The organism is Citrobacter sp. TBCS-14 (genome assembly GCF_005280805.1).
GTDB lineage: Bacteria > Pseudomonadota > Gammaproteobacteria > Enterobacterales > Enterobacteriaceae > Citrobacter > Citrobacter gillenii.
In genome coordinates this window covers 119,094-142,062 of sequence record NZ_SZWM01000141.1, presented here as the reverse complement: position 1 = coordinate 142,062, position 22,969 = coordinate 119,094, and the positions used below count along the sequence as shown (strand labels likewise).

At 53.7% G+C, this 22,969-nt stretch carries 21 protein-coding genes; 18 read left to right on the top strand and 3 right to left on the bottom strand.

Annotation, left to right across the window (positions count from 1 at the left end):
• The first annotated feature begins 137 nt into the window (after positions 1 to 137).
• Positions 138 to 1,358: a beta-ketoacyl-ACP synthase I gene (fabB, locus tag FDX22_RS03095; RefSeq protein WP_096756333.1), complete on the top strand. Its 1,221-nt coding sequence runs from the start codon at positions 138 to 140 to the stop codon at positions 1,356 to 1,358.
• 236 nt (positions 1,359 to 1,594) lie between these two features.
• The gene (locus FDX22_RS03090; RefSeq protein WP_096756337.1) at positions 1,595 to 2,773 is read left to right on the top strand and encodes an MFS transporter; all 1,179 of its coding nucleotides are present in this window, start codon (positions 1,595 to 1,597) and stop codon (positions 2,771 to 2,773) included.
• Here the strand turns inward: FDX22_RS03090 and flk are convergent.
• On the bottom strand, positions 2,770 to 3,777 hold the full coding sequence (gene flk / locus FDX22_RS03085; protein WP_146716710.1) for a flagella biosynthesis regulator Flk: 1,008 nt from the start codon (positions 3,775 to 3,777) through the stop codon (positions 2,770 to 2,772). The genes FDX22_RS03090 and flk overlap by 4 nt on opposite strands.
• Positions 3,778 to 3,885: 108 nt before the next feature.
• Between flk and pdxB the strand changes: the two genes are divergently transcribed.
• From pdxB to purF, 9 genes are all read left to right on the top strand, one after another.
• On the top strand, positions 3,886 to 5,022 hold the full coding sequence (gene pdxB, locus FDX22_RS03080) for a 4-phosphoerythronate dehydrogenase PdxB (RefSeq protein ID WP_146716692.1): 1,137 nt from the start codon (positions 3,886 to 3,888) through the stop codon (positions 5,020 to 5,022).
• A gap of 67 nt (positions 5,023 to 5,089) precedes the next feature.
• A complete protein-coding gene (locus FDX22_RS03075; protein WP_115257894.1) occupies positions 5,090 to 6,103 on the top strand; it encodes an aspartate-semialdehyde dehydrogenase in 1,014 nt (337 codons plus the stop codon).
• Entirely contained in the window at positions 6,103 to 6,915 is an 813-nt protein-coding gene (gene truA, locus FDX22_RS03070; protein WP_096756340.1) for a tRNA pseudouridine(38-40) synthase TruA, read from the top strand. The genes FDX22_RS03075 and truA overlap by 1 nt, the downstream gene beginning before the upstream one ends.
• A gap of 23 nt (positions 6,916 to 6,938) precedes the next feature.
• Positions 6,939 to 7,598 (top strand): DedA family protein, encoded by a 660-nt coding sequence (locus FDX22_RS03065; RefSeq protein ID WP_096756341.1) that lies wholly within the window; start codon positions 6,939 to 6,941, stop codon positions 7,596 to 7,598.
• A 149-nt stretch (positions 7,599 to 7,747) separates the two neighbouring features.
• A complete protein-coding gene (accD, locus tag FDX22_RS03060; RefSeq protein WP_096756342.1) occupies positions 7,748 to 8,662 on the top strand; it encodes an acetyl-CoA carboxylase, carboxyltransferase subunit beta in 915 nt (304 codons plus the stop codon).
• Positions 8,663 to 8,850: 188 nt separating this feature from the next.
• Positions 8,851 to 10,119 carry a bifunctional tetrahydrofolate synthase/dihydrofolate synthase gene (folC, locus tag FDX22_RS03055; protein ID WP_115257895.1) on the top strand — a complete coding sequence of 423 codons (1,269 nt, stop codon included), beginning with the start codon at positions 8,851 to 8,853 and terminating at the stop codon, positions 10,117 to 10,119.
• On the top strand, positions 10,109 to 10,780 hold the full coding sequence (gene dedD, locus FDX22_RS03050) for a cell division protein DedD (protein ID WP_115257896.1): 672 nt from the start codon (positions 10,109 to 10,111) through the stop codon (positions 10,778 to 10,780). The genes folC and dedD overlap by 11 nt, the downstream gene beginning before the upstream one ends.
• A gap of 234 nt (positions 10,781 to 11,014) precedes the next feature.
• Positions 11,015 to 11,503, top strand: coding sequence for a colicin V production protein (cvpA, locus tag FDX22_RS03045; RefSeq protein ID WP_096756345.1), 489 nt, complete (start codon positions 11,015 to 11,017; stop codon positions 11,501 to 11,503).
• A gap of 33 nt (positions 11,504 to 11,536) precedes the next feature.
• Complete coding sequence (purF, locus tag FDX22_RS03040; protein WP_096756346.1) at positions 11,537 to 13,054, top strand: amidophosphoribosyltransferase; 1,518 nt, start codon at positions 11,537 to 11,539, stop codon at positions 13,052 to 13,054.
• Positions 13,055 to 13,155: 101 nt separating this feature from the next.
• On the opposite strand, the gene FDX22_RS03035 is transcribed toward purF, so the two are convergent.
• Together FDX22_RS03035 and FDX22_RS03030 are read right to left on the bottom strand one after the other, a co-directional pair.
• Positions 13,156 to 15,123 carry a glycoside hydrolase family 127 protein gene (locus FDX22_RS03035; RefSeq protein ID WP_117343400.1) on the bottom strand — a complete coding sequence of 656 codons (1,968 nt, stop codon included), beginning with the start codon at positions 15,121 to 15,123 and terminating at the stop codon, positions 13,156 to 13,158.
• Between the two features lie 7 nt (positions 15,124 to 15,130).
• Complete coding sequence (locus FDX22_RS03030) at positions 15,131 to 16,534, bottom strand: MFS transporter (protein WP_146716691.1); 1,404 nt, start codon at positions 16,532 to 16,534, stop codon at positions 15,131 to 15,133.
• Positions 16,535 to 16,874: 340 nt separating this feature from the next.
• On the opposite strand from FDX22_RS03030, the gene FDX22_RS03025 reads away from it, so the two are divergent.
• The 7 genes from FDX22_RS03025 to hisP all read left to right on the top strand — a co-directional run bounded on the left by FDX22_RS03025 (position 16,875) and on the right by hisP (position 22,961).
• On the top strand, positions 16,875 to 17,888 hold the full coding sequence (locus tag FDX22_RS03025) for a LacI family DNA-binding transcriptional regulator (RefSeq protein ID WP_117343401.1): 1,014 nt from the start codon (positions 16,875 to 16,877) through the stop codon (positions 17,886 to 17,888).
• A gap of 40 nt (positions 17,889 to 17,928) precedes the next feature.
• Positions 17,929 to 18,498, top strand: coding sequence for a UbiX family flavin prenyltransferase (locus FDX22_RS03020; RefSeq protein ID WP_146716690.1), 570 nt, complete (start codon positions 17,929 to 17,931; stop codon positions 18,496 to 18,498).
• Between the two features lie 287 nt (positions 18,499 to 18,785).
• Positions 18,786 to 19,568 carry a lysine/arginine/ornithine ABC transporter substrate-binding protein ArgT gene (gene argT / locus FDX22_RS03015; RefSeq protein ID WP_096756351.1) on the top strand — a complete coding sequence of 261 codons (783 nt, stop codon included), beginning with the start codon at positions 18,786 to 18,788 and terminating at the stop codon, positions 19,566 to 19,568.
• Between the two features lie 246 nt (positions 19,569 to 19,814).
• The gene (hisJ, locus tag FDX22_RS03010) at positions 19,815 to 20,597 is read left to right on the top strand and encodes a histidine ABC transporter substrate-binding protein HisJ (RefSeq protein ID WP_096756352.1); all 783 of its coding nucleotides are present in this window, start codon (positions 19,815 to 19,817) and stop codon (positions 20,595 to 20,597) included.
• A gap of 186 nt (positions 20,598 to 20,783) precedes the next feature.
• Positions 20,784 to 21,470 (top strand): histidine ABC transporter permease HisQ, encoded by a 687-nt coding sequence (locus FDX22_RS03005; RefSeq protein ID WP_096756353.1) that lies wholly within the window; start codon positions 20,784 to 20,786, stop codon positions 21,468 to 21,470.
• Positions 21,467 to 22,180: a histidine ABC transporter permease HisM gene (gene hisM / locus FDX22_RS03000; RefSeq protein WP_146716689.1), complete on the top strand. Its 714-nt coding sequence runs from the start codon at positions 21,467 to 21,469 to the stop codon at positions 22,178 to 22,180. Before FDX22_RS03005 ends, hisM begins: the two co-directional genes overlap by 4 nt.
• A 7-nt stretch (positions 22,181 to 22,187) precedes the next feature.
• The gene (gene hisP, locus FDX22_RS02995; protein ID WP_096756355.1) at positions 22,188 to 22,961 is read left to right on the top strand and encodes a histidine ABC transporter ATP-binding protein HisP; all 774 of its coding nucleotides are present in this window, start codon (positions 22,188 to 22,190) and stop codon (positions 22,959 to 22,961) included.
• Positions 22,962 to 22,969 lie beyond the last annotated feature (8 nt).

Below are 22,969 nucleotides of genomic sequence, written 5' to 3'. Positions count from 1 at the left end.
TGTGTCTCGATCTTAACGATGAGTGCCTGAGTGCGCAAATTTCCACATAAAATGGCTGATCGGACTTGTTCGGCGTACAAGTGTACGCTATTGTGCCACTCGAAACTTTAAAATAGTGCGACTTACAGAGGTATTGAATGAAACGTGCAGTGATTACTGGCTTGGGCATCGTTTCCAGCATCGGTAATAACCAGCAGGAAGTCCTGGCATCTCTGCGTGAAGGACGTTCAGGGATCACTTTCTCTCAGGAGCTGAAGGACTCCGGCATGCGTAGCCACGTTTGGGGCAACGTAAAACTGGATACCACTGGACTCATTGACCGTAAAGTTGTGCGCTTTATGAGCGACGCATCCATCTATGCATTCCTTTCTATGGAGCAGGCAGTGGCTGACGCCGGCCTCTCTGCAGAAGTTTACCAGAATAACCCGCGCGTTGGCCTGATTGCAGGTTCCGGCGGCGGCTCCCCACGTTTTCAGGTGTTCGGCGCTGACGCAATGCGTAGCCCGCGTGGCCTGAAAGCGGTTGGCCCGTATGTGGTCACAAAAGCGATGGGCTCAGGTGTGTCTGCCTGCCTCGCAACCCCGTTTAAAATCCACGGTGTGAACTACTCCATCAGCTCCGCCTGTGCGACATCTTCGCACTGTATCGGTAATGCGGTTGAGCAGATTCAGTTGGGCAAACAGGATATCGTTTTTGCTGGCGGCGGCGAAGAGCTGTGCTGGGAAATGGCCTGTGAGTTCGACGCCATGGGCGCACTGTCTACCAAATATAACGACTGCCCGGAAAAAGCATCCCGTACTTATGATGCGAACCGTGACGGTTTCGTTATCGCAGGCGGCGGCGGTATGGTTGTGGTTGAAGAGCTGGAACACGCTCTGGCACGTGGCGCGCATATCTATGCTGAAATCGTTGGCTACGGCGCAACGTCCGATGGCGCAGACATGGTGGCTCCATCAGGTGAAGGCGCAGTGCGTTGCATGCAGATGGCGATGAACGGCGTAGATACGCCAATCGACTACCTGAACTCCCACGGTACCTCTACTCCGGTAGGCGACGTGAAAGAACTGGGCGCTATCCGTGAAGTCTTCGGCGACAACAGCCCGGCGATCTCCGCAACCAAAGCGATGACTGGTCACTCTCTGGGCGCGGCTGGCGTGCAGGAAGCTATCTACTCCCTGCTGATGCTGGAACACGGCTTTATCGCACCAAGCATCAACATCGAAGAGATGGACGAGCAGGCGGCGGGTCTGAACATCGTGACCGAACCGACTGAAAAAGCGCTGACGACCGTCATGTCCAACAGCTTCGGCTTTGGCGGCACGAATGCCACGCTGGTTATGCGTAAGCTGAAAGCGTAAGAGATCAGAACAGGCCGGATTTGTTATCCGGTCCATGCTATACAGTAAGGGGAGCCGCCTGGCTCCCCTTTTTTATATCGTTGACAATTAATCTGGTTTACAGGCAGACTCCAGGTTCAACATTATCCTCATGATAATGCGTAAGCGTTTAACGTTATCCAACGCACCTTAATCCTGATCGTCAGGTAGAGGGGGCGTGGGCATTCCTCGCCTTACTCTGCATTCTGGAGTAACGCATGACAGCAGTAACCCAACAAGAAAAAACACCGTCGGCGAATGTGTCGCTGTTTCGTATCGCTTTTGCCGTTTTCCTGACCTATATGACGGTCGGGCTACCTTTACCCGTCATCCCACTGTTTGTGCACCAGGAGCTAGGCTATGGCAACACCATGGTCGGCATTGCCGTGGGCATCCAGTTTCTGGCAACGGTCTTAACACGTGGCTACGCCGGGCGCTTAGCCGATCAATACGGTGCCAAACGTTCGGCGCTGCAGGGGATGTTGGCCTGTGCACTGGCGGGAGTCGCGTGGCTATTAGCGGCACTTTTACCCGTTTCCGTTCCAGTAAAGTTTGCGTTGTTGATTGTCGGACGTCTGATCCTCGGCTTTGGTGAAAGTCAGTTGTTGACCGGCACCCTGACCTGGGGATTGGGGCTGGTTGGGCCAACGCGTTCTGGCAAGGTGATGTCGTGGAATGGGATGGCGATTTACGGCGCCCTGGCGGCCGGTGCGCCGTTGGGTCTGCTGATCCACAGCCATTTTGGCTTTGCAGCGCTGGCGGCGACCACCATGGCATTGCCGCTGCTGGCATGGGCATTCAACGGCACCGTGCGTAAAGTGCCCGCCCATGCGGGGGAACGTCCTTCGCTATGGAGCGTGGTTGGGCTTATCTGGAAACCGGGGCTGGGGTTAGCGCTGCAGGGCGTGGGGTTTGCGGTGATCGGCACGTTTATTTCGCTCTATTTTGTCAGCAACGGCTGGACGATGGCAGGTTTTACCCTGACCGCGTTCGGCGGTGCGTTTGTGCTCATGCGCATTCTATTTGGCTGGATGCCGGATCGGTTTGGCGGCGTGAAGGTGGCGGTGGTTTCATTGTTGGTTGAAACCGTGGGGCTGCTGCTGCTCTGGCAGGCGCCAACGGCCTGGATTGCGCTGCTGGGTGCAGCATTAACCGGGGCCGGATGCTCGCTGATCTTCCCGGCGCTGGGCGTGGAGGTGGTGAAGCGCGTTCCTGCACAGGTACGCGGTACTGCACTCGGTGGTTACGCCGCATTTCAGGATATCTCCTACGGCGTAAGCGGTCCTGTCGCGGGTGTTCTGGCCACCGCGTACGGCTATTCCTCGGTATTCCTTGCCGGGGCGATTTCCGCGGTGGTGGGGATTGTTGTGACGCTGCTGACGTTGCGCAAAAGCTAAACGACGAGCCAGAATATAGCTAACACAACCAGTAGCGCCGCAAATAGCAGTCCCGGTCGCGCCGACAGTGATTTAACGGTTTCAATCACTGGCGTGAACGGGCTGTAAATCGGCTGGAGGTGGCGCGGATCGCTTAATTCCTGCTCCCTGTCACGCTCAACGCGGCGCAGGAAGATTTGATTGAGCAAATCCTGTATCTGCACGGTGGTAAGAATCGTTTGCGGTTGGATCTGATACGTTTGCTGCGCGTAGTCCTTGATGGCCACAAGTTCATTTGGCTCTAACGGCTGCTTGAGCGCCGCCTGCAACGTTTGCAACGTCGGGGCATTTTGCAGGCTCAGCGTCTGGCGTGCCTGTAGCCAGGTGACCAGGTGCGTAAACTGTTTTGCCGGGATCAGCTCACCGCTTTTTACCCCAGACAGTTCCAGCATCGACTGCCAGATCAGCTTGCCGGATTCTCCTGTAGCGGCCGCTACTTTTGTAACTAGTTGATTCAGCGTGTTGTGCTCGGCGGGTAGCAGAGGGCGAGCGGTTGCCGGGCGTTGCTGCGGCTGCGGAATAGAAAGCTGCCCCTGCTGCAATAGCGTCAGCACATTTTTCAACTGATCGGGCGTGAGTTGACTGAGGGCCGTTTGTCCGTACTGTTGACGGATAAAATCGCTCACTGCCTGACGATTATTCCCCTGACTCAGCAGTTCCGTAAGCTGCGCCAGCACCTGACGATTGACATGCTTTTGTTGAGCAACCCCAAGTCGTTGGGTCAGGTTTTGTTCTGCAGCAGGAAAGTGACGTGACTGTAACGGCGTATCACTTTTGACGTCCAGATCGTGCTTCATTCCGGCCCACACCTCAGCGCTCTGCTGTTGGGTAAGTGAAATCAGACGGGTAATCAGTCGTTCCAGCACGGTACGTTGTTGCGTGGATAACGGTTGTTCGCCCGCAACGGAAGGGGCGTTTTGGCCTTCACCGGGAGGGCGCGCGGGCGTACCTGAAATGGGCTGCATCATCTCTGTTCCTTAAAACTGTGCTAGCCAGGTCTCGCAGTATGCCTGGCGGCGAGATTATGGCACACTTGCCCGGTTAACTCTCGTTCTCAAACAGGTGCGAAAGACGTGAAAATCCTCGTTGATGAAAATATGCCCTATGCCCGCGAACTGTTCAGTCGTTTGGGGGAGGTAAAAGCGGTTCCCGGTCGTCCGATTCCCGTCGCAGAACTGGATAATGCGGACGCCTTAATGGTGCGCTCGGTGACGAAGGTCAATGAAGCACTGCTTGGCGGAAAACCGGTTAAGTTTGTCGGGACGGCAACTGCGGGCACTGACCATGTGGATGAAGCCTGGCTTGCACAGTCTGAGATTGGCTTCTCTGCCGCGCCCGGTTGCAATGCGATTGCGGTTGTCGAGTATGTCTTTTCAGCACTGCTGATGCTGGCGGAGCGCGATGGTTTTGCGTTAGCCGATCGCACCGTGGGTATTGTTGGTGTCGGCAATGTGGGCGCGCGTTTGCAGGCGCGACTGGAAGCATTAGGGATCCGCACGTTACTTTGCGATCCGCCGCGTGCTGACCGGGGAGACGAGGGCGATTTCCGCTCGCTGAATGAACTGGTTGAGCACGCCGATGTACTGACTTTCCATACGCCGTTGTTTAAAGACGGTCCGTACAAGACTCTGCATTTGGCTGATGAAGCACTAATTGGCCGACTGAAGCCGGGCACCATCCTGATTAACGCCTGCCGTGGGCCGGTCATCGACAATACCGCGTTGCTGTCCCGCCTTAATGCCGGGCAACATCTGAGCGTAGTGTTGGATGTCTGGGAGGGCGAGCCGGACCTGAATGTCGCGTTGCTCGAGAAAGCGGATATCGGTACGGCGCATATTGCAGGATACACCCTTGAAGGGAAGGCTCGGGGAACCACGCAGGTCTTTGAGGCCTATAGCAAGTTTATTGGCCGCGAACAGCACGTTGCACTGAGCACCCTGTTACCTGCCCCGGAATTTGGACGCATCACGTTGCATGGCCCGTTGGATCAGCCAACGCTGAAAAGGCTGGTGCATTTAGTGTATGATGTGCGCCGCGACGATGCGCCGCTGCGTAAAGTCGCTGGAATTCCGGGTGAGTTTGATAAACTGCGTAAAAATTACCTTGAGCGCCGTGAATGGTCGTCTTTGTACGTCATGTGTGACGACGCCGCTGCCGCTACCTTGTTGTGTAAGCTGGGTTTTAACGCCGTTCATCACCCGGCACATTAATGTCTTATTAATGCTCCCTGTCGAATAATACGACAGGGACGCTTACGTATTTCTGGAGTAAATCACCATGTCTGAAGGCTGGAATATTGCCATTCTGGGCGCAACGGGCGCCGTAGGCGAAGCCCTGCTCGACACGCTGGCGGAACGCCAGTTCCCGGTCGGTGAGATCTATGCGCTGGCTCGTAATGAAAGCGCGGGTGAGCACCTGCGTTTTAACGGTAAATCAATCATTGTCCAGGACGTCGCTGACTTTGACTGGACTCAAGCGCAGCTGGCCTTTTTTGTCGCGGGCGTGGAAGCCACCGCAGCATGGGTAGAAGAAGCCACCAATGCGGGTTGCCTGGTGATTGACAGCAGCGGTTTGTTTGCGCTTGAGCCGGACGTTCCGCTGGTGGTACCGGACGTGAACCCGTTCGTACTGGCAGATTACCGCAACCGCAACGTGATTGCGGTCCCTGGCAGCCTGACCAGCCAACTGTTGTCTGCATTGAAACCGTTGATTGACGACGGTGGCCTTTCGCGTATTACGGTGACCAATATTATCTCAGCTTCCGCTCATGGCAAAAAAGCGGTAGATGCGCTGGCCGGGCAAAGTGCGAAACTGCTCAACGGTATTCCGATTGATGACGACGATTTCTTTGGCCGTCAACTGGCGTTCAACATGCTGCCGTTGCTGCCAGACCGCGAAGGCAGTGTGCGTGAAGAGCGTCGTATCGTTGATGAAGTGCGCAAAATCATGCAGGACGAGGGGCTGATGATCTCCGCCAGCATCGTACAGTCGCCGGTGTTCTACGGACATGCGCAAATGGTGAGCTTTGAAGCATTACGTCCGCTGGCAGCAGAAGAAGCGCGCGATGCGTTTGAGCGCGGCGAGGACATTGTGCTGTCAGAAGCGACCGATTTCCCAACCCAGGTCAGCGATGCGTCGGGTAGCCCACATCTTTCGGTAGGCTGCGTGCACAATGATTACGGTATGCCAGAACAGGTACAGTTTTGGTCTGTAGCAGACAACGTACGCTTTGGCGGCGCGTTGATGGCGGTGAAAATCGCTGAAAAACTGGTGCAGGAGTATATGTACTAATGTCTGACCTGCAACAGCTGCCCGTCCATAAAATTGCGCTGGGTATTGAGTATGATGGCAGCAAATATTATGGCTGGCAGCGCCAGAACGAAGTTCGCAGCGTTCAGGAAAAGCTGGAAAAAGCACTTTCGCAGGTCGCCAATGAACGCATCACGGTATTTTGTGCCGGGCGTACCGATGCTGGCGTTCATGGTACGGGCCAGGTGGTGCACTTTGAGACCACCGCGCAACGTAAAGATGCGGCATGGACGCTGGGGGTAAATGCGAATTTACCTGGTGACATTGCCGTGCGTTGGGTGAAAGCTGTACCGGATGATTTTCATGCGCGGTTTAGCGCCACGGCGCGCCGCTACCGTTATATCATCTACAATCATCGGTTGCGCCCAGCAGTTCTGGGTAAAGGCGTGACGCATTACTATGAGCCGTTGGATGCTGAACGTATGCATCGCGCGGCCCAATGCCTGATTGGGGAGAATGATTTCACCTCGTTTCGGGCAGTGCAGTGCCAGTCGCGCACACCGTGGCGTAACGTGATGCACATTAACGTGACGCGTCATGGTCCTTATGTGGTGGTAGATATTAAAGCGAATGCCTTTGTACATCATATGGTCAGGAATATTGTTGGCAGCCTGATGGAAGTAGGTGCCCACAACCAGCCGGAGAGCTGGATAGCAGAACTGTTAGCGGCGAAGGACAGAACGCTGGCAGCGGCAACGGCGAAAGCGGAAGGTTTGTATCTGGTGGCGGTAGATTACCCCGACCGGTTTGACCTGCCAAAACCGCCGATGGGCCCGCTATTTCTGGCGGACTAATTTGAGTCGTATAAAGGCATACTATGGAACTGATTTACTTTCTTATTGATTTTATCCTGCACATTGATGTGCACCTGGCGGAGTTGGTCGCAGAATACGGTGTCTGGGTATATGCCATTCTGTTTCTGATCCTGTTCTGTGAAACCGGACTGGTGGTTACGCCGTTTCTGCCGGGAGATTCGCTGCTGTTTGTCGCAGGCGCGCTTTCTGCATTGCCCACTAATGATTTAAATGTCCATCTGATGGTGGCGTTAATGATCGTGGCGGCAATAGTGGGCGATGCGGTGAACTACACCATCGGTCGGGTGTTCGGCGAAAGGCTGTTCAGCAATCCGAACTCGAAAATTTTCCGTCGCAGCTATCTGGATAAAACCCACGCGTTCTATGAGCGTCATGGCGGTAAAACCATTATTCTGGCGCGTTTTGTCCCTATCGTACGCACATTTGCACCGTTTGTTGCCGGTATGGGACACATGTCCTACCGTCATTTTGCACTGTTTAACGTAGCGGGCGCGCTGCTGTGGGTATTACTGTTCACCTACGCAGGCTATCTGTTTGGCGATCTGCCGGTGGTGCAGGAAAACCTGAAATTATTGATTGTGGCGATTATCGTCCTCTCCGTATTGCCTGGTGTTATCGAAGTGATTCGTCACAAACGCGCAGCATCAAGGGCGCAAAAATAGAAAGTAACTCAGCGGTTCGACCACTTTTTTGTCCAAAGTTTCGGGCTGTTATGTTTTAATGTGCAACATTCATGGTCTGTTGGGGGCAAAAATGGCATTATGCGCCCCTTATAACAAAGCTGACTAAGGTTCAGGCAGAAAGGTCACCAATGAGCTGGATTGAACGAATTAAAAGCAATATTACTCCCACCCGCAAGGCAAGCATTCCTGAAGGGGTGTGGACCAAGTGTGATAGCTGCGGTCAGGTATTATACCGTGCTGAGCTGGAACGTAATCTTGAGGTCTGTCCGAAGTGTGACCATCATATGCGCATGTCGGCGCGCAATCGCCTGCATAGCCTGTTAGATGAAGGTTCTCTTGTGGAGTTGGGTAGCGAGCTTGAGCCGAAAGACCTGCTGAAGTTTCGTGACTCCAAGAAGTACAAAGACAGACTGGCTTCTGCACAGAAAGAAACCGGTGAAAAAGATGCGCTGGTAGTAATGAAAGGCACGCTTCACGGTATGCCGGTCGTTGCAGCCGCATTCGAGTTCGCGTTTATGGGCGGCTCCATGGGTTCTGTGGTTGGCGCACGTTTTGTTCGTGCCGTTGAGCAGGCGCTGGAAGACAATTGTCCGCTGATCTGCTTCTCCGCTTCCGGCGGGGCGCGCATGCAGGAAGCGCTGATGTCGCTGATGCAGATGGCTAAAACCTCTGCGGCGCTGGCAAAAATGCAGGAACGCGGTTTACCGTATATCTCTGTACTGACTGACCCAACCATGGGCGGTGTTTCCGCAAGTTTCGCGATGCTGGGCGACCTCAACATTGCTGAACCGAAAGCACTGATTGGCTTTGCCGGTCCACGTGTTATCGAGCAAACCGTACGTGAAAAACTGCCGCCGGGATTCCAGCGCAGTGAATTCCTGATTGAAAAAGGCGCTATCGATATGATCGTCCGCCGTCCGGAAATGCGCCTGAAACTGGCGAGCGTTCTGGCGAAGCTGATGAATCTTCCGGCGCCGAATCCGGATGAGCCGACTGAAGGCGTAGTGGTACCTCCGGTACCCGATCAGGAATCAGAGGCCTGATAACGGACTCTATGGATTTCGCGTCGCAGGAAGACGGTGAGTGATTCCCGATGAGCTTACACCGCTAAGTGATTCGGGGGAGCGAGCACAGCCAACGCGCCTGCAACGTGAAAGACGACGAGTAGAAAAGGGCAGGCCGGTTGGCGCTGCCCTTTTGCTTTTATTAACGTGACGAATTGACAGGCATCATGGACAATAAACGTATTCCCCAAGCCGCGTCGCCCCTGGCGTCGTGGCTTTCTTATCTGGAAAACCTGCACAGTAAAACCATCGATCTCGGCCTCGAGCGCGTCAGCCAGGTTGCACGAAATCTGGGTGTGCTGAAACCCGCGCCGTTTGTTTTCACGGTGGCAGGCACCAACGGTAAGGGTACAACCTGCCGTACGCTGGAATCCGTACTGACCGCGGCGGGATATAAAGTCGGGGTATACAGTTCTCCTCATCTGGTGCGCTACACGGAACGTGTTCGCGTGCAGGGGCGTGAACTCGCGGAATCTGCCCATACTGCCTCGTTTGCCGAGATTGAAGCCGCACGCGGTGATATTTCGCTGAGCTATTTTGAATACGGTACGCTGTCGGCGCTGTGGTTATTTAAGCAGGCTAAGCTTGATGTGGTGATTCTGGAAGTCGGCCTGGGCGGGCGCCTTGATGCTACCAATATCGTTGATGCTGATGTCGCCGTAGTCACCAGTATTGCGCTTGACCATACTGACTGGCTGGGGCCGGATCGCGAAAGCATTGGTCGTGAGAAGGCCGGGATCTTCCGCGCTGAAAAACCGGCCATTGTCGGTGAACCGGAAATGCCTTACACCATTGCCGATGTGGCACAAGAGACCGGGGCTATTTTGCAGCGCTGTGGCGTCGACTGGCGCTATACGGTGACGGAAAGCGACTGGTCCTTTACCGACAGTCACGGTACGCTGATGCATCTTCCGTTACCTCAGGTGCCGCAACCGAATGCCGCCACGGCGTTGGCTGCGCTACGGGCAAGCGGACTTGATGTTAGCGAGCAAGCGATTCGTGAGGGGATTGAGCAGGCCATTTTACCGGGGCGTTTCCAGATTGTGAGCGAATCGCCGCGCGTTATTTTTGATGTCGCACATAACCCTCATGCAGCAGAATATCTGACCGGGCGTCTGAAAAAGTTAGTGAAAAACGGGCGCGTGCTTGCGGTTATCGGTATGCTACATGATAAAGACATTGCCGGTACGCTGGCCTGGCTGAAAAGTGTGGTAAACGCGTGGTATTGTGCGCCCCTGGAAGGGCCGCGAGGCGCGACGGCAGAACAACTGCTGGAACATCTGGGAACAGGTGAAGCCTATGATAGCGTGGCGCAGGCATGGCGTGCGGCGTTGGCAGATGCAAAACCAGAAGATACCGTGTTGGTGTGTGGATCGTTTCACACTGTCGCACATGTCATGGAAGTGATAGACGTGGGGAGAAGCGGTGGCGAGTAAGTTTCAGAATCGATTAGTCGGCACAATTGTGCTGGTTGCGCTCGGGGTGATTGTGCTTCCTGGGCTGCTTGACGGGCAGAAAAAACATTATCAGGATGAGTTCGCGGCCATTCCGTTGGTGCCAAAACCTGGTGACCGCGATGAGCCGGATATGATGCCTGCTGCCACGCAGGCGCTGCCGACGCAGCCGCCGGAAGGTGCAGCAGAAGAGGTGCGTGCGGGCGATGCTGCCGCGCCGTCGTTGGATCCGTCGCGCCTGCCGGTGGCTAACGGCGCGGAGTTTGATCCTATTCCTGCGCCGGTCGAGCAACCTAAACCTAAACCGAAGCCACAACCTGTTGTTGCGACGCCAGTGCCAACACCGGCCGCCCCTGCACCTGCACCGAAACCGGTTGTCGCAGAAGCGCCGGCACCGACCGGCAAAGCGTATGTTGTGCAACTGGGTGCGCTGAAAAATGCGGACAAGGTCAATGAGATCGTGGGTAAACTTCGCGGTGCGGGTTTCCGGGTATTTACTTCCCCGTCCACGCCGGTACAGGGTAAAATAACCCGTATTCTCGTTGGGCCTGACGCCTCCAGAGATAAGCTGAAAAATTCGCTTGGCGAACTGCAGAAGATCTCCGGCTTGAGTGGGGTCGTGATGGGGTATACCCCTAATTAATGGGACGTTGCCTGATGGCGCTGCGCTCTACGGCGCTACGCTTAGGTTGGCCGGATAAGGTGTTTACACCGCCATCCGGCAGTGCCCAAAGAGGCAAAAAGTTAGATGGCGTTGAAGATTTTTTCAGCGCCATTTTTATTTACGCGTGGAAAGGAAATCCCTACGCAAACGTTTTCTTTTTCTGTTAGAATGCGCCCCGAACAGGACGACAGGGCGTAAAATCGTGGGACATATATGGTCTGGATTGATTACGCCATTATCGCGGTGATTGGTTTTTCCTGTCTGGTTAGCCTGATCCGTGGCTTTGTTCGTGAAGCATTATCGTTGGTGACTTGGGGTTGTGCTTTCTTTGTCGCCAGCCATTACTACACTTACCTGTCTGTCTGGTTTACGGGCTTTGAAGACGAACTGGTTCGAAATGGGATTGCTATCGCGATACTGTTTATCGCGACACTTATCGTCGGCGCTATCGTTAACTTTGTGATAGGCCAACTGGTGGAGAAAACAGGTCTGTCGGGTACCGACAGGGTGTTGGGGATCTGCTTCGGTGCTTTGCGCGGAGCGTTGATCGTCGCCGCCATACTGTTCTTTCTCGATACGTTTACCGGTGTGTCGAAAAGTGAAGACTGGAGTAAGTCGCAGCTGATCCCGCAGTTCAGTTTCATCATCAGATGGTTCTTTGACTATCTGCAAAGCTCGTCAAGTTTCTTGCCCAAAGTATAAATTTTGGGTCGTTGCTGAACGAGGAAAAGACGTATGTGCGGTATTGTCGGTATCGCCGGTGTTATGCCGGTAAACCAGTCGATTTATGACGCGTTAACGGTGCTCCAGCATCGTGGCCAGGATGCCGCTGGCATCATCACCATTGATGCCAACAACTGCTTCCGCTTGCGAAAAGCGAACGGCATGGTGAGCGACATTTTTGAAGCTCGCCATATGCAGCGTTTGCAGGGCAATATGGGCATCGGTCATGTGCGTTATCCAACTGCTGGCAGCTCCAGCGCCTCCGAAGCTCAACCTTTTTATGTCAACTCACCGTACGGTATCACGCTTGCCCACAACGGTAACTTGACCAACGCCCATGAGCTGCGTAAAAAGCTGTTTGAAGAAAAGCGCCGCCACATCAACACCACTTCCGATTCAGAAATCCTGCTGAATATTTTCGCCAGTGAGCTGGATAACTTCCGCCACTACCCGCTGGAAGCGGACAATATTTTTGCCGCGATCGCCGCGACGAACCGCCAGATCCGTGGTGCCTATGCCTGTGTAGCAATGATTATCGGCCACGGTATGGTTGCCTTCCGCGACCCTAACGGTATCCGTCCGTTGGTGCTGGGTAAACGCGATATTGGTGATGGCCGCACCGAGTATATGGTGGCTTCTGAAAGCGTGGCGCTGGATACCCTTGGCTTTGAATTTCTGCGCGACGTTGCGCCGGGTGAAGCGGTCTATATCACTGAAAAAGGCAACTTGTTTACCCGTCAGTGTGCGGATAATCCGGTCAGCAACCCGTGCCTGTTTGAGTACGTTTACTTTGCGCGTCCTGATTCGTTCATCGACAAGATTTCCGTCTACAGCGCCCGCGTGAATATGGGCACCAAGCTTGGCGAAAAAATTGCTCGTGAGTGGGAAGATCTGGACATCGATGTGGTGATCCCTATTCCGGAAACCTCGTGCGATATCGCGCTGGAAATTGCCCGGATTCTCGGTAAACCGTACCGTCAGGGCTTTGTGAAAAACCGTTACGTCGGCCGTACCTTTATCATGCCGGGTCAGCAACTGCGTCGTAAATCCGTGCGTCGTAAGCTGAATGCCAACCGTGCTGAATTCCGCGATAAGAACGTGCTGTTGGTAGACGATTCCATCGTGCGCGGGACCACCTCTGAACAAATTATTGAGATGGCGCGTGAAGCCGGGGCGAAGAAAGTGTACCTGGCCTCTGCGGCACCGGAAATACGCTTCCCGAACGTCTATGGTATTGATATGCCCACGGCGACGGAGCTGATCGCTCATGGCCGCGAAGTTGACGAGATCCGCCAAATCATCGGCGCTGACGGTCTTATCTTCCAGGATCTGAACGATTTGATCGAAGCCGTCCGCGCAGAGAATCCGGATATTCAGCAGTTTGAATGTTCCGTGTTCAACGGCGTGTACGTCACCAAAGACGTTGACCAACAGTACCTCGATTTCCTCGATTCCCTGCGCAATGATGACGCTAAAGCGGTATTGCGTCAGAATGAAGCGGAAAACCTCGAGATGCACAACGAAGGGTAAGTCAGGGCATGCCGGATGGCGACGCTTTGCGTCTTATCCGGCCTATAGTCCACCATCGTTGTAGGCCGGATAAGGCGTAGCCGCCATCCGGCATTTTTATGTTACGCCTCGTCGACCCAAATCCGCATTTCACCTTCGCCACGATTGGCCCAGCTAAACCACGGAATAAACGTTAAGGTCTGCTTTTCGACCGTTGTCTGACGGTTATCAAAGCTGTACAGCGGCTTGTCACTCTCAGCGGTCAACACGCGCAGCCCTTCAGCTTGCAGCAACACTTTGCCCTTCAGCACTCCGACGCCCTGAATTTCACGCAGCTCGCTTGCTTTTGGCAGCGACAGGTTATGCAACTCAGCGCCGTTATCCGCCTGTTCCAGACAGTACACCAGCGGCCCGCGCTGAATAGCGACCTTGCCCGCAGCGTGGCGCACCAGTGGGTTGGCGTAAACGCGACGGACCGTCATCGGCAGGTTCAGGGTAATGATGTCACCTTGCTGCCACTGACGACGCAGATGCAGATAGCCCTTAATCACTCTGCCTTGTGCTGTTTCTCCGTTGACCTGCACGTGCGGTGTTTCGCACCACGCCGGTAGACGTAGCGCGACGGTATGTTCAACGGTCTTTGGCTGGCTAAAGTGAATAGTGACCCGCTCATCCCATGGATAGTTACCGCTAATGTTCAGCGCCAGGGTCTGGTCTTTTACGCTGAACTGCGCTTCGCTCCCGGCGTAGAAGTTGATAAACAGCGCGTCCGGTCGAGGGGTGAAAATATAGTGACCAATGGCGACCAGCGTGCGGGCGATATTCGGTGGGCAGCAGGCGCAGCCGAACCAGCGCTGACGCACCGGCTTAATGTGATCGTAAATATGGTTATGTGGAATACTTTTCGGGTACGTCTCCAGCGGATTGACGTAGAAGAAGTGCTTCCCGTCCAGCGCCATTCCACCCAACACCGTATTGTAAAACGCACGCTCCATGACGTCGGCGTAGTGCGCATCACCTTCCATTTCCAGCATGCGGCGGGCGAACATCATCAGGCCGATGGAGGCGCAGCTTTCGCCGTAAGCGGTGTCGTTCGGTAAATCGTAGTCGCTGGTAAAGGCCTCGCCGATGCCCTGCGAGCCGATACCGCCGGTGATGTACATCCGCCGCTGCACCATATTGTTCCAGATGCGCAGGCAGGTTTGGCGCTTCTCTTCATCCTGGGTGATACGGGCAATGTGCGCCAGTCCGGTCATCAGATACACCGACCGCACTGCATGACCGACCGCTTCATGCTGTTCAGCGAGCGGTTTGTGCGCATGGGTGTATGTTTTGTCTTTGATCATTCCCGGCCAGGCGTCGCCCCAACCAACCCAGTGTCGGGTACCGCCGCGTTTTTCGAACTCAATATCGTAATAGTAGGGTTGTTTGCCACGTTCCTCGACGAAATAGCAGGCCAGCGCCTGGTAGCGCGGTTCCTGAGTGACTTCATACAGACGCATCAACGCCAGCTCGATTTCCGGGTGCCCAGGATAGCCGCGCAGTTGGCCTTCTTTGGGACCAAACACCGTGTCGATGTGATCGGCAAAGCGACAAGCGATGTTCAGCAGTCGACGTTTTCCGGTGGCGTTGAAGAAGGCGACTGCCGCTTCAAACAGGTGTCCGGCGCAGTAGAGCTCGTGGCATTCGGCGACGTTGGTCCAGCGCAACCCAGGCTCCTTTACGGTATACCAGGTGTTGAGATAGCCGTCGTCACACTGCGCCTGAGCCAGCAGCTCAATCACCTCGTCGGCAGTTTTTTCAAGCACTGCATCTGGCTTCTGGCACAGCGACCAGGCTACGGCTTCCAGCCATTTGGTGACATCGCTGTCTTGGAAGACCATGCCGTAAAACTCGCCGTGTTCCAGACCGGCGGCGATGCGGTAGTTAGCCAGCGCGTGGCTGGGTTCTGCCTCGGGAATCGTGTCGTTCAGTGCTTCCCATTGGTACGGGATCACTACGTCGCGAATCAAGCGTTGGTATTCACCCAGAAATGGATCGGTGATGGTGATTCGGTTGAGATCGGCTTCAATCACAGCAGACTGCATCATGTATACCTCAGGAAATGTGTGAATGTCGTTGGTGAAGATCGGTTGAAATACGCTGCATCATCGGGCCATTGAGGCGGCATTTGAGCAGGCACAGCGCCAGTGCGAGGTGGAAAATGGCCGGCACAATGCTTTGCAATAGGGTGATGCCCTGAAGAGAGGCTGCGGTCTGATTTTCAAGACCTGGCTGGTAGGCCACCATGATCAGCAGAATACTGATAATGCCGCCGGAAGATGCCCACGAGAGCTTGATGAAAAACAGATTAAAAGCGAAGTTCATCCCGGATGAGCGCACGCCGTTTTTCCATTCGCCGTAGTCGTCGGCGAAGGCCATGATTGAGAAGTGCAGGGGGAGGGTGAAGCCGAGGATCACGCCGTTTAGCGCAATGCAGCCCAGCCACAGCATACGGTAATCAGCTCCGGTTGGCAGGAACCACATCGCAATGCCAAATACCACCAGAATCAGGTTGGTGCAGATATACAAGCGCACCATATCGAAACGCCGCGAGAGGGGATTAACGATGATCGCGCCTAAAATGCCCGCCACTGTCAGTACACCGAAAAACAGCGACATAAACCCGGCGCTGCCCTGCAGAACATACGAGATAAAGTACATGTAGCCGCCGCCGCGAATACACAGGATATTCACCAGCAGGAAGGACATCACCAGCATCATCAGTAACTGATCGTTTTTACGCAGCCCGGCCAGATGCTCACGCAGGGTAAATTTGCCGACCAGCGACAGCGGTACGCGTTCTTTCACCCACAAGAAGCACAGTAAAAACATCACCATGCCCACGCAGCACAGTACGGTGACGCCATATTGATAACCTTTGGCCAGATTGCCCTGACCAAAGAATTCCACCATCCACGGCAGACCGACCGCAACCAGAAAGCCGGCAATACCGCTTAATACAAAACGCCAGGACTGACACGACATCACCTGATCGTGGCGGTTCGTGACGGCGTTTATCAGCGCACAGTAGGGCACATTGTTGGCGGTATAGCCCAGGGAAAGCAGGAAGTAGGTACCGAATGCCCAGGCGATTTTCATGTTGGGGCTGATATCCGGGACGGTAAAGGTCAGGATACCGATAATGCCCAAGGGAACGGCTGTCCATAATTGCCACGGACGAAAGCGCCCCCAGCGACTGCGGGTTCGGTCGGCAACCACGCCCATCACAGGGTCAGAGACGGCGTCGAATATGCGTAGAACAAAAAACATTGCCCCGACGATGGCCGGGCTAAGCCCGAACACGTCGGTGTAGAAAAAAAGTAAAAAGCCGCTTATTAAATCTGAGATGCAGTGTCCACCAGCATCGCCTAATCCATAGCCTATCTTTTCGCGGGTTGAGAGCGTTTCTCCCGCATCAACGGTTTGTGCGTCAGTTTCCAGGTTATCAGCAATTGTCATAACCAATCCTCGAACAAGGGGGGATGATTTAAAAAGTCATTACGGCTTATCTCTGACAGTTTTTACTAAAGATGTAACGGTTCTGAGCATAGGGCTGTACGGGTATTTCGGTATATGACGGTTTTCTTTCTCTGTGAAAATGATCCTGGTTTTTACTAGAAATAATTATTTTATAGTGATCGACGTCACGATAGTGGCGGTGGGAGGCGCCATTAGTGGTTCTGTTAGTTATTCTGTAGGGAAATGAGGGAGAGTTAATCATTGGCGCGTTAGTGGTATTCTTAGCGCTTAAGGAACCCGACATCGGCTTAACCACGCGTGACAGGTAAAAACGAACGGAATGGCAAACAAGACCCGAATCAAAGATATTGCAATGGCGTGCGGTGTGTCGATTGCCGCCGTGTCCCGGGCCCTGAAAGGGCAGCCAGGACTGAGCGAAGAGACCCGACAGCGGATACTGGCGATTGCCGAGTCTGAAGGTTACGATTTCGGTCGTTTGCGCAGTGGCCGCATTAAGCGGCTGCTGTTTCTGCTGCACCGCGAGCACAATATAGCCAGTGCATTGCCGTTCTATTCCAGCGTGATGCTTGGGGTGGCTGACGCCTGCCGGGAAAACGATATTGCGATGAGTTTCTTGCCGATTGGCCCGGAAGATTCGCTGGCTGAACTCATTAATTTGCATCAGCCTGACGCGCTGATTGCCGCAGGGTATCTGGAAACGGAAACTCTGGTCGAGCTGCGTAAACTGGCACTGCCGGTCACGCTGGTGGATCTGTGGGCAGCGGATTTTCCCTGCGTCAATCCGGATAACTTTCATGGGGGCTTCATTGCGACACGGCATCTGCTTGAACAAGGGCGCAAACGCATTGCGTTTCTCGGCCATTCGCAACGCCATTACAGTATCCGCCAGCGCGTAGAAGGATATCAGCAGGCGTTATTTGACGCCGGGCTGTCTTTACCCGCGGAATATCGTGTTGAAGCACCGCCGGTCAAAGATATTGAACAGGCGCTGGTCGAGGGCATGGACAAACTGTTAGCTCTGCCGCAGCCGCCGGATGCTATCTTTGCCTATAACGATATTGCCGCGCTGGTGGCGATGCGCGTCTGCGCGCGTAAGGGGATCAACGTGCCGCAAGATATCGCGATTGTTGGCTTTGATGACATCGATGCCGCTGCCTGGGCGCATCCGGCGTTAACCACCGTGGCGGTAGATAAGCGCGAGCTTGGGCGAGATGCGTTTCGTTTACTGCTCAGCGAGCAACATGAGCGAAATTTACTGCTGCCGGTGCGGCTTGTGATCCGCGAAAGCTCGCTGAGTGCGACCGCACATTCACAGTTGCACCCTACGCGGTAATCCGGCACAGTCACGCCATGAAGAACAAAGGGCTCTCACAGTGAAACGACTCATCATTGGTATTTCTGGCGCCAGCGGTGCAATTTATGGCGTGCGGCTGTTACAGGTTTTGCGTGACGTTGTTGATGTGGAAACCCATCTGGTAATGAGTGCGGCGGCACGTCAGACCCTGGCGCTGGAAACAGACCTGTCCGTACGTGAGGTGCAGGCATTAGCCAATGTGAATCACGACGCGCGTGATATCGCCGCCAGTATTTCATCTGGCTCATTCCAGACGGCGGGGATGGTCATTCTGCCTTGTTCCATTAAAACGCTCTCCGGTATCGTCCACAGTTATACCGATGGGCTGTTGACCCGCGCCGCTGACGTGGTGCTGAAAGAGCGTCGTCCACTGGTGCTATGCGTACGTGAGACACCGCTACATCTGGGGCATCTGCGATTGATGACCCAGGCGGCGGAAATAGGCGCGGTAATTATGCCGCCGGTTCCGGCGTTTTATCATCGTCCCCAGACGCTTGATGATGTGATTAATCAAACGGTTAACCGTGTACTTGACCAGTTCGACATTGCTCTCCCGCACGATCTGTTTACCCGCTGGCAGGGGGCATAAGCCGCTCAGCCAGCGTGCATATCTGCATTCCTTGCCCTGTTTCAGGGCAATTTTGTAACCGCGATCATATCCTCAACATTTAATTCGTTAAAACGTAACGAAACGCTGCGGTTCAACCGTCATACCTGCTATCTTCAAAATCAGGACAATATTGCAACGTTTTATTAACATATTTAACGTCGAATATCCTCATCGACGCGAAAATGGCATAAGACCTGCATGAAAAAGTCTGCAAACACACAACACAACGTAAAACATAATAAAATTTCGCCACTTGAGGGTTATGTATGAAGAAGACGGTACTTGCTTTGTCATTGCTGGTAGGACTTTCCGCCACCGCGGCCAGCTACGCAGCGCTTCCGCAGACAGTTCGTATTGGTACAGATACCACCTACGCCCCTTTTTCCTCTAAAGATGCCAAAGGGGATTTTGTCGGGTTTGATATCGATCTCGGCAATGAGATGTGTAAGCGTATGCAGATCAAATGTACCTGGGTTGCCAGTGACTTTGATGCGCTGATCCCCTCTCTGAAAGCGAAGAAAATCGATGCCATTATCTCCTCTCTGTCTATTACCGAAAAGCGCCAGCAAGAAATCGCGTTCTCAGACAAACTTTACGCCGCAGACTCACGTCTGATTGCTGCGAAGGGTTCCCCGATCCAACCGACCCTTGATTCGCTGAAGGGAAAACATGTTGGCGTACTGCAAGGCTCAACCCAGGAAGCCTATGCTAACGATACCTGGCGCAGCAAAGGCGTGGATGTGGTGGCCTATGCGAACCAGGATCTTATCTATTCTGACCTGACGGCAGGACGTCTGGATGCCGCGTTGCAGGATGAAGTTGCGGCTAGCGAAGGATTCCTGAAACAGCCTGCGGGCAAGGACTACGATTTTGCGGGTCCTTCGGTAAAAGACAAAAAGTACTTTGGTGACGGAACCGGGATTGGCTTACGCAAAGATGACGCAGAGCTGAAAGCGGCCTTTAATAAAGCGCTCGGCGAACTGCGTCAGGATGGGACTTACGACAAAATGGCGAAAAAGTACTTTGCCTTTAATGTCTACGGCGACTAATACGCCAATACGGGAAGCGATTGCACCGTAACGGGGAGCGATTACGGTGCATGATAGTTACAGTGCACTATTTTGGTGCTTTTATCGCTGACATAATGAGCATGAATGCATACTTAAGCGCTTTTCATGCAAAAAAATACCGCCAACAGGGCAGAATGCTTTGCCATGTTGGCCTGATTAATGGCACGATAACTGCACCTGGTCCTGTAAAGATCCCCTATATAAGACAGTCTGTTGAGGATAGTTATGAAAAAACTGGTGTTGTCTCTTTCTCTGGTTCTGGCGTTCTCCAGTGCTACCGCAGCATTTGCCGCTATTCCGCAAAAAGTGCGGATCGGTACCGACCCCACTTATGCCCCGTTTGAATCGAAAAATTCGCAGGGTGAATTAGTCGGTTTTGACATCGATCTGGCAAAAGAACTGTGCAAGCGTATTAATACACAATGTACCTTCGTTGAAAACCCGCTGGATGCGCTGATCCCTTCGTTAAAAGCGAAGAAAATTGATGCCATCATGTCGTCACTTTCGATCACTGAAAAACGTCAGCAGGAAATCGCCTTTACCGACAAGCTTTATGCAGCAGACTCTCGTCTGGTGGTTGCGAAAGATTCGGCTATCCAGCCGACCATTGAATCGCTGAAAGGCAAGCGTGTCGGTGTACTGCAGGGCACGACTCAGGAAACGTTTGGCAATGAACACTGGGCGCCGAAAGGTATTGAAATTGTCTCCTATCAGGGGCAGGACAATATCTACTCTGACCTGACGGCCGGGCGTATTGACGCCGCGTTCCAGGATGAAGTTGCGGCCAGCGAAGGTTTCCTGAAGCAGCCGGTAGGCAAAGATTACAAATTCGGCGGCCCGTCTGTGAAAGACGAGAAATTGTTCGGAGTGGGTACCGGTATGGGGCTGCGCAAAGAGGATAACGAACTGCGCGAAGCACTGAATAAAGCGTTTGCAGAAATGCGCGCTGACGGAACTTACGAGAAGCTGGCGAAAAAGTACTTTGATTTTGATGTTTATGGCGGTTAATCACCGCTGGTGCTGATAAAGCCCGTAGATTTTTGACGTGTTGAATTTATGCCTGATGGCGCTGCGCTTATCAGGCCTACAGCGATTTTGTAGGCCGGATAAGGCAACGCCGCCATCCGGCATTTAACAGTTTGTCTGAAATCAAAAGAGGCTTCTTACTTCACCACACACGACAGGACAGGCAGCATGTTGTATGGCTTTTCAGGTGTTATTTTACAGGGCGCAATCGTGACGCTTGAGCTTGCTCTTAGCTCGGTGGTACTGGCGGTTCTGATAGGCCTTGTCGGCGCGGGCGCAAAGCTGTCGCAAAGCCGGGCAATGGCGCTGATTTTCGAAGGGTACACGACGTTGATCCGTGGGGTACCCGATCTCGTCTTGATGTTGCTCATTTTCTACGGATTACAAATCGCACTGAACACGGTCACTGACGCGGTTGGTATCAGCCAGATTGATATTGATCCGATGGTGGCGGGGATTATTACGCTCGGTTTTATCTACGGGGCCTATTTTACTGAAACGTTCCGTGGCGCGTTTATGGCGGTTCCAAGAGGCCATATTGAAGCGGCGACGGCGTTTGGGTTTACCTCTTCGCAGATTTTTCGCCGGATTATGTTCCCGGCGATGATGCGCTACGCGCTGCCGGGGATTGGCAATAACTGGCAGGTCATTTTGAAGGCGACGGCGCTGGTTTCGCTGCTCGGACTGGAAGACGTGGTGAAAGCGACACAGCTTGCCGGGAAGAGCACCTGGGAGCCATTCTATTTTGCCGTCGTGTGCGGGCTTATCTATCTGGTGTTTACCACCGTGTCTAATGGTGTGCTGCTGTACCTTGAGCGCCGCTACTCTGTGGGTGTGAAGAGGGCTGACCTGTGATTGATATTATTCAGGAGTACTGGAAATCCCTGCTGTGGACCGACGGCTATCGCTTTACCGGCGTAGCGATCACCCTGTGGTTGCTGATTTCATCCGTAGTGATGGGCGGCATTCTGGCGCTGTTTTTGGCGATTGGTCGCGTATCCAGCAATAAGTTTATCCAGTTCCCCATTTGGCTATTTACCTATATTTTCCGTGGCACGCCGCTTTACGTTCAGCTACTGGTGTTTTATTCCGGGATGTACACGCTGGAAATTGTCAAAGGGACGGACCTTCTCAACGCGTTTTTCCGCAGCGGGCTGAATTGCACCGTGCTGGCATTAACGCTGAATACCTGCGCCTATACCACCGAGATCTTTGCCGGGGCGATTCGTTCGGTGCCTCATGGTGAGATTGAAGCCGCACGCGCTTACGGTTTTTCTTCATTCAAGATGTATCGCTGCATTATTTTGCCCTCCGCATTGCGTATTGCGCTGCCTGCGTACAGCAATGAGGTTATTTTAATGCTGCACTCAACGGCGCTGGCCTTTACGGCCACGGTACCGGATTTGTTGAAAATTGCCCGCGATATCAACTCGGCGACCTACCAGCCGTTTACCGCCTTCGGTATTGCCGCCGTGCTGTATTTGATGATTTCGTATGTCCTGATCAGTCTGTTCCGTAAAGCGGAAAAACGCTGGTTGCAGCATGTAAAACCTTCGACGCACTGAGAACATGATGTCTGAGAATAAATTAAACGTTATCGATTTACACAAACACTACGGCGAACATGAGGTGCTGAAAGGGGTATCGCTGCAGGCCAATGCGGGTGATGTGATCAGTATTATCGGCTCGTCAGGCTCTGGCAAAAGTACGTTCCTGCGCTGTATTAACTTTCTTGAAAAACCGAGCGCCGGGTCGATTGTGGTCAGCGGTCAGAACATTGGCCTGGTCCGTGACAAAGACGGTCAGCTTAAGGTGGCGGATAAAAATCAGCTGCGCCTGCTGCGTACGCGCCTGACCATGGTCTTTCAACACTTTAACCTGTGGAGCCACATGACGGTGCTGGAAAACGTCATGGAAGCGCCGATTCAGGTATTAGGGCTGAACAAGCAGGAAGCCCGCGAGCGTGCGGTGAAATATCTGGCTAAAGTGGGTATTGATGAACGCGCTCAGGGTAAGTATCCGGTGCACCTGTCCGGTGGTCAGCAGCAGCGTGTCTCCATTGCGCGCGCGCTGGCTATGGAGCCGGAGGTTCTGCTGTTTGATGAACCGACGTCAGCGCTTGACCCAGAGCTGGTGGGGGAAGTATTGCGTATCATGCAACAGCTGGCCGAAGAGGGGAAAACCATGGTGGTCGTCACCCACGAAATGGGGTTTGCCCGTCATGTCTCCACGCACGTGATTTTCCTGCATCAGGGGAAAATTGAAGAAGAAGGCGATCCGGAGCAGGTCTTCGGTAATCCGCAAAGTCCACGTTTACAGCAGTTCCTTAAAGGATCGCTGAAATAAGCGCTTGA

What these genes read in the sequence shown, in the direction of transcription:
- FDX22_RS03090 (WP_096756337.1), top strand. Translation starts at nt 1,595, where the DNA reads ATGACAGCAGTAACCCAACAAGAAAAAACACCGTCGGCGAATGTGTCG.
- truA (WP_096756340.1), top strand. Translation starts at nt 6,103, where the DNA reads ATGTCTGACCTGCAACAGCTGCCCGTCCATAAAATTGCGCTGGGTATT.
- FDX22_RS03075 (WP_115257894.1), top strand. Translation starts at nt 5,090, where the DNA reads ATGTCTGAAGGCTGGAATATTGCCATTCTGGGCGCAACGGGCGCCGTA.
- FDX22_RS03005 (WP_096756353.1), top strand. Translation starts at nt 20,784, where the DNA reads ATGTTGTATGGCTTTTCAGGTGTTATTTTACAGGGCGCAATCGTGACG.
- folC (WP_115257895.1), top strand. Translation starts at nt 8,851, where the DNA reads ATGGACAATAAACGTATTCCCCAAGCCGCGTCGCCCCTGGCGTCGTGG.
- hisP (WP_096756355.1), top strand. Translation starts at nt 22,188, where the DNA reads ATGTCTGAGAATAAATTAAACGTTATCGATTTACACAAACACTACGGC.
- fabB (WP_096756333.1), top strand. Translation starts at nt 138, where the DNA reads ATGAAACGTGCAGTGATTACTGGCTTGGGCATCGTTTCCAGCATCGGT.
- purF (WP_096756346.1), top strand. Translation starts at nt 11,537, where the DNA reads ATGTGCGGTATTGTCGGTATCGCCGGTGTTATGCCGGTAAACCAGTCG.
- accD (WP_096756342.1), top strand. Translation starts at nt 7,748, where the DNA reads ATGAGCTGGATTGAACGAATTAAAAGCAATATTACTCCCACCCGCAAG.
- FDX22_RS03030 (WP_146716691.1), bottom strand. Translation starts at nt 16,534, where the DNA reads ATGACAATTGCTGATAACCTGGAAACTGACGCACAAACCGTTGATGCG.
- flk (WP_146716710.1), bottom strand. Translation starts at nt 3,777, where the DNA reads ATGCAGCCCATTTCAGGTACGCCCGCGCGCCCTCCCGGTGAAGGCCAA.
- FDX22_RS03025 (WP_117343401.1), top strand. Translation starts at nt 16,875, where the DNA reads ATGGCAAACAAGACCCGAATCAAAGATATTGCAATGGCGTGCGGTGTG.
- hisJ (WP_096756352.1), top strand. Translation starts at nt 19,815, where the DNA reads ATGAAAAAACTGGTGTTGTCTCTTTCTCTGGTTCTGGCGTTCTCCAGT.
- cvpA (WP_096756345.1), top strand. Translation starts at nt 11,015, where the DNA reads ATGGTCTGGATTGATTACGCCATTATCGCGGTGATTGGTTTTTCCTGT.
- FDX22_RS03065 (WP_096756341.1), top strand. Translation starts at nt 6,939, where the DNA reads ATGGAACTGATTTACTTTCTTATTGATTTTATCCTGCACATTGATGTG.
- FDX22_RS03035 (WP_117343400.1), bottom strand. Translation starts at nt 15,123, where the DNA reads ATGATGCAGTCTGCTGTGATTGAAGCCGATCTCAACCGAATCACCATC.
- argT (WP_096756351.1), top strand. Translation starts at nt 18,786, where the DNA reads ATGAAGAAGACGGTACTTGCTTTGTCATTGCTGGTAGGACTTTCCGCC.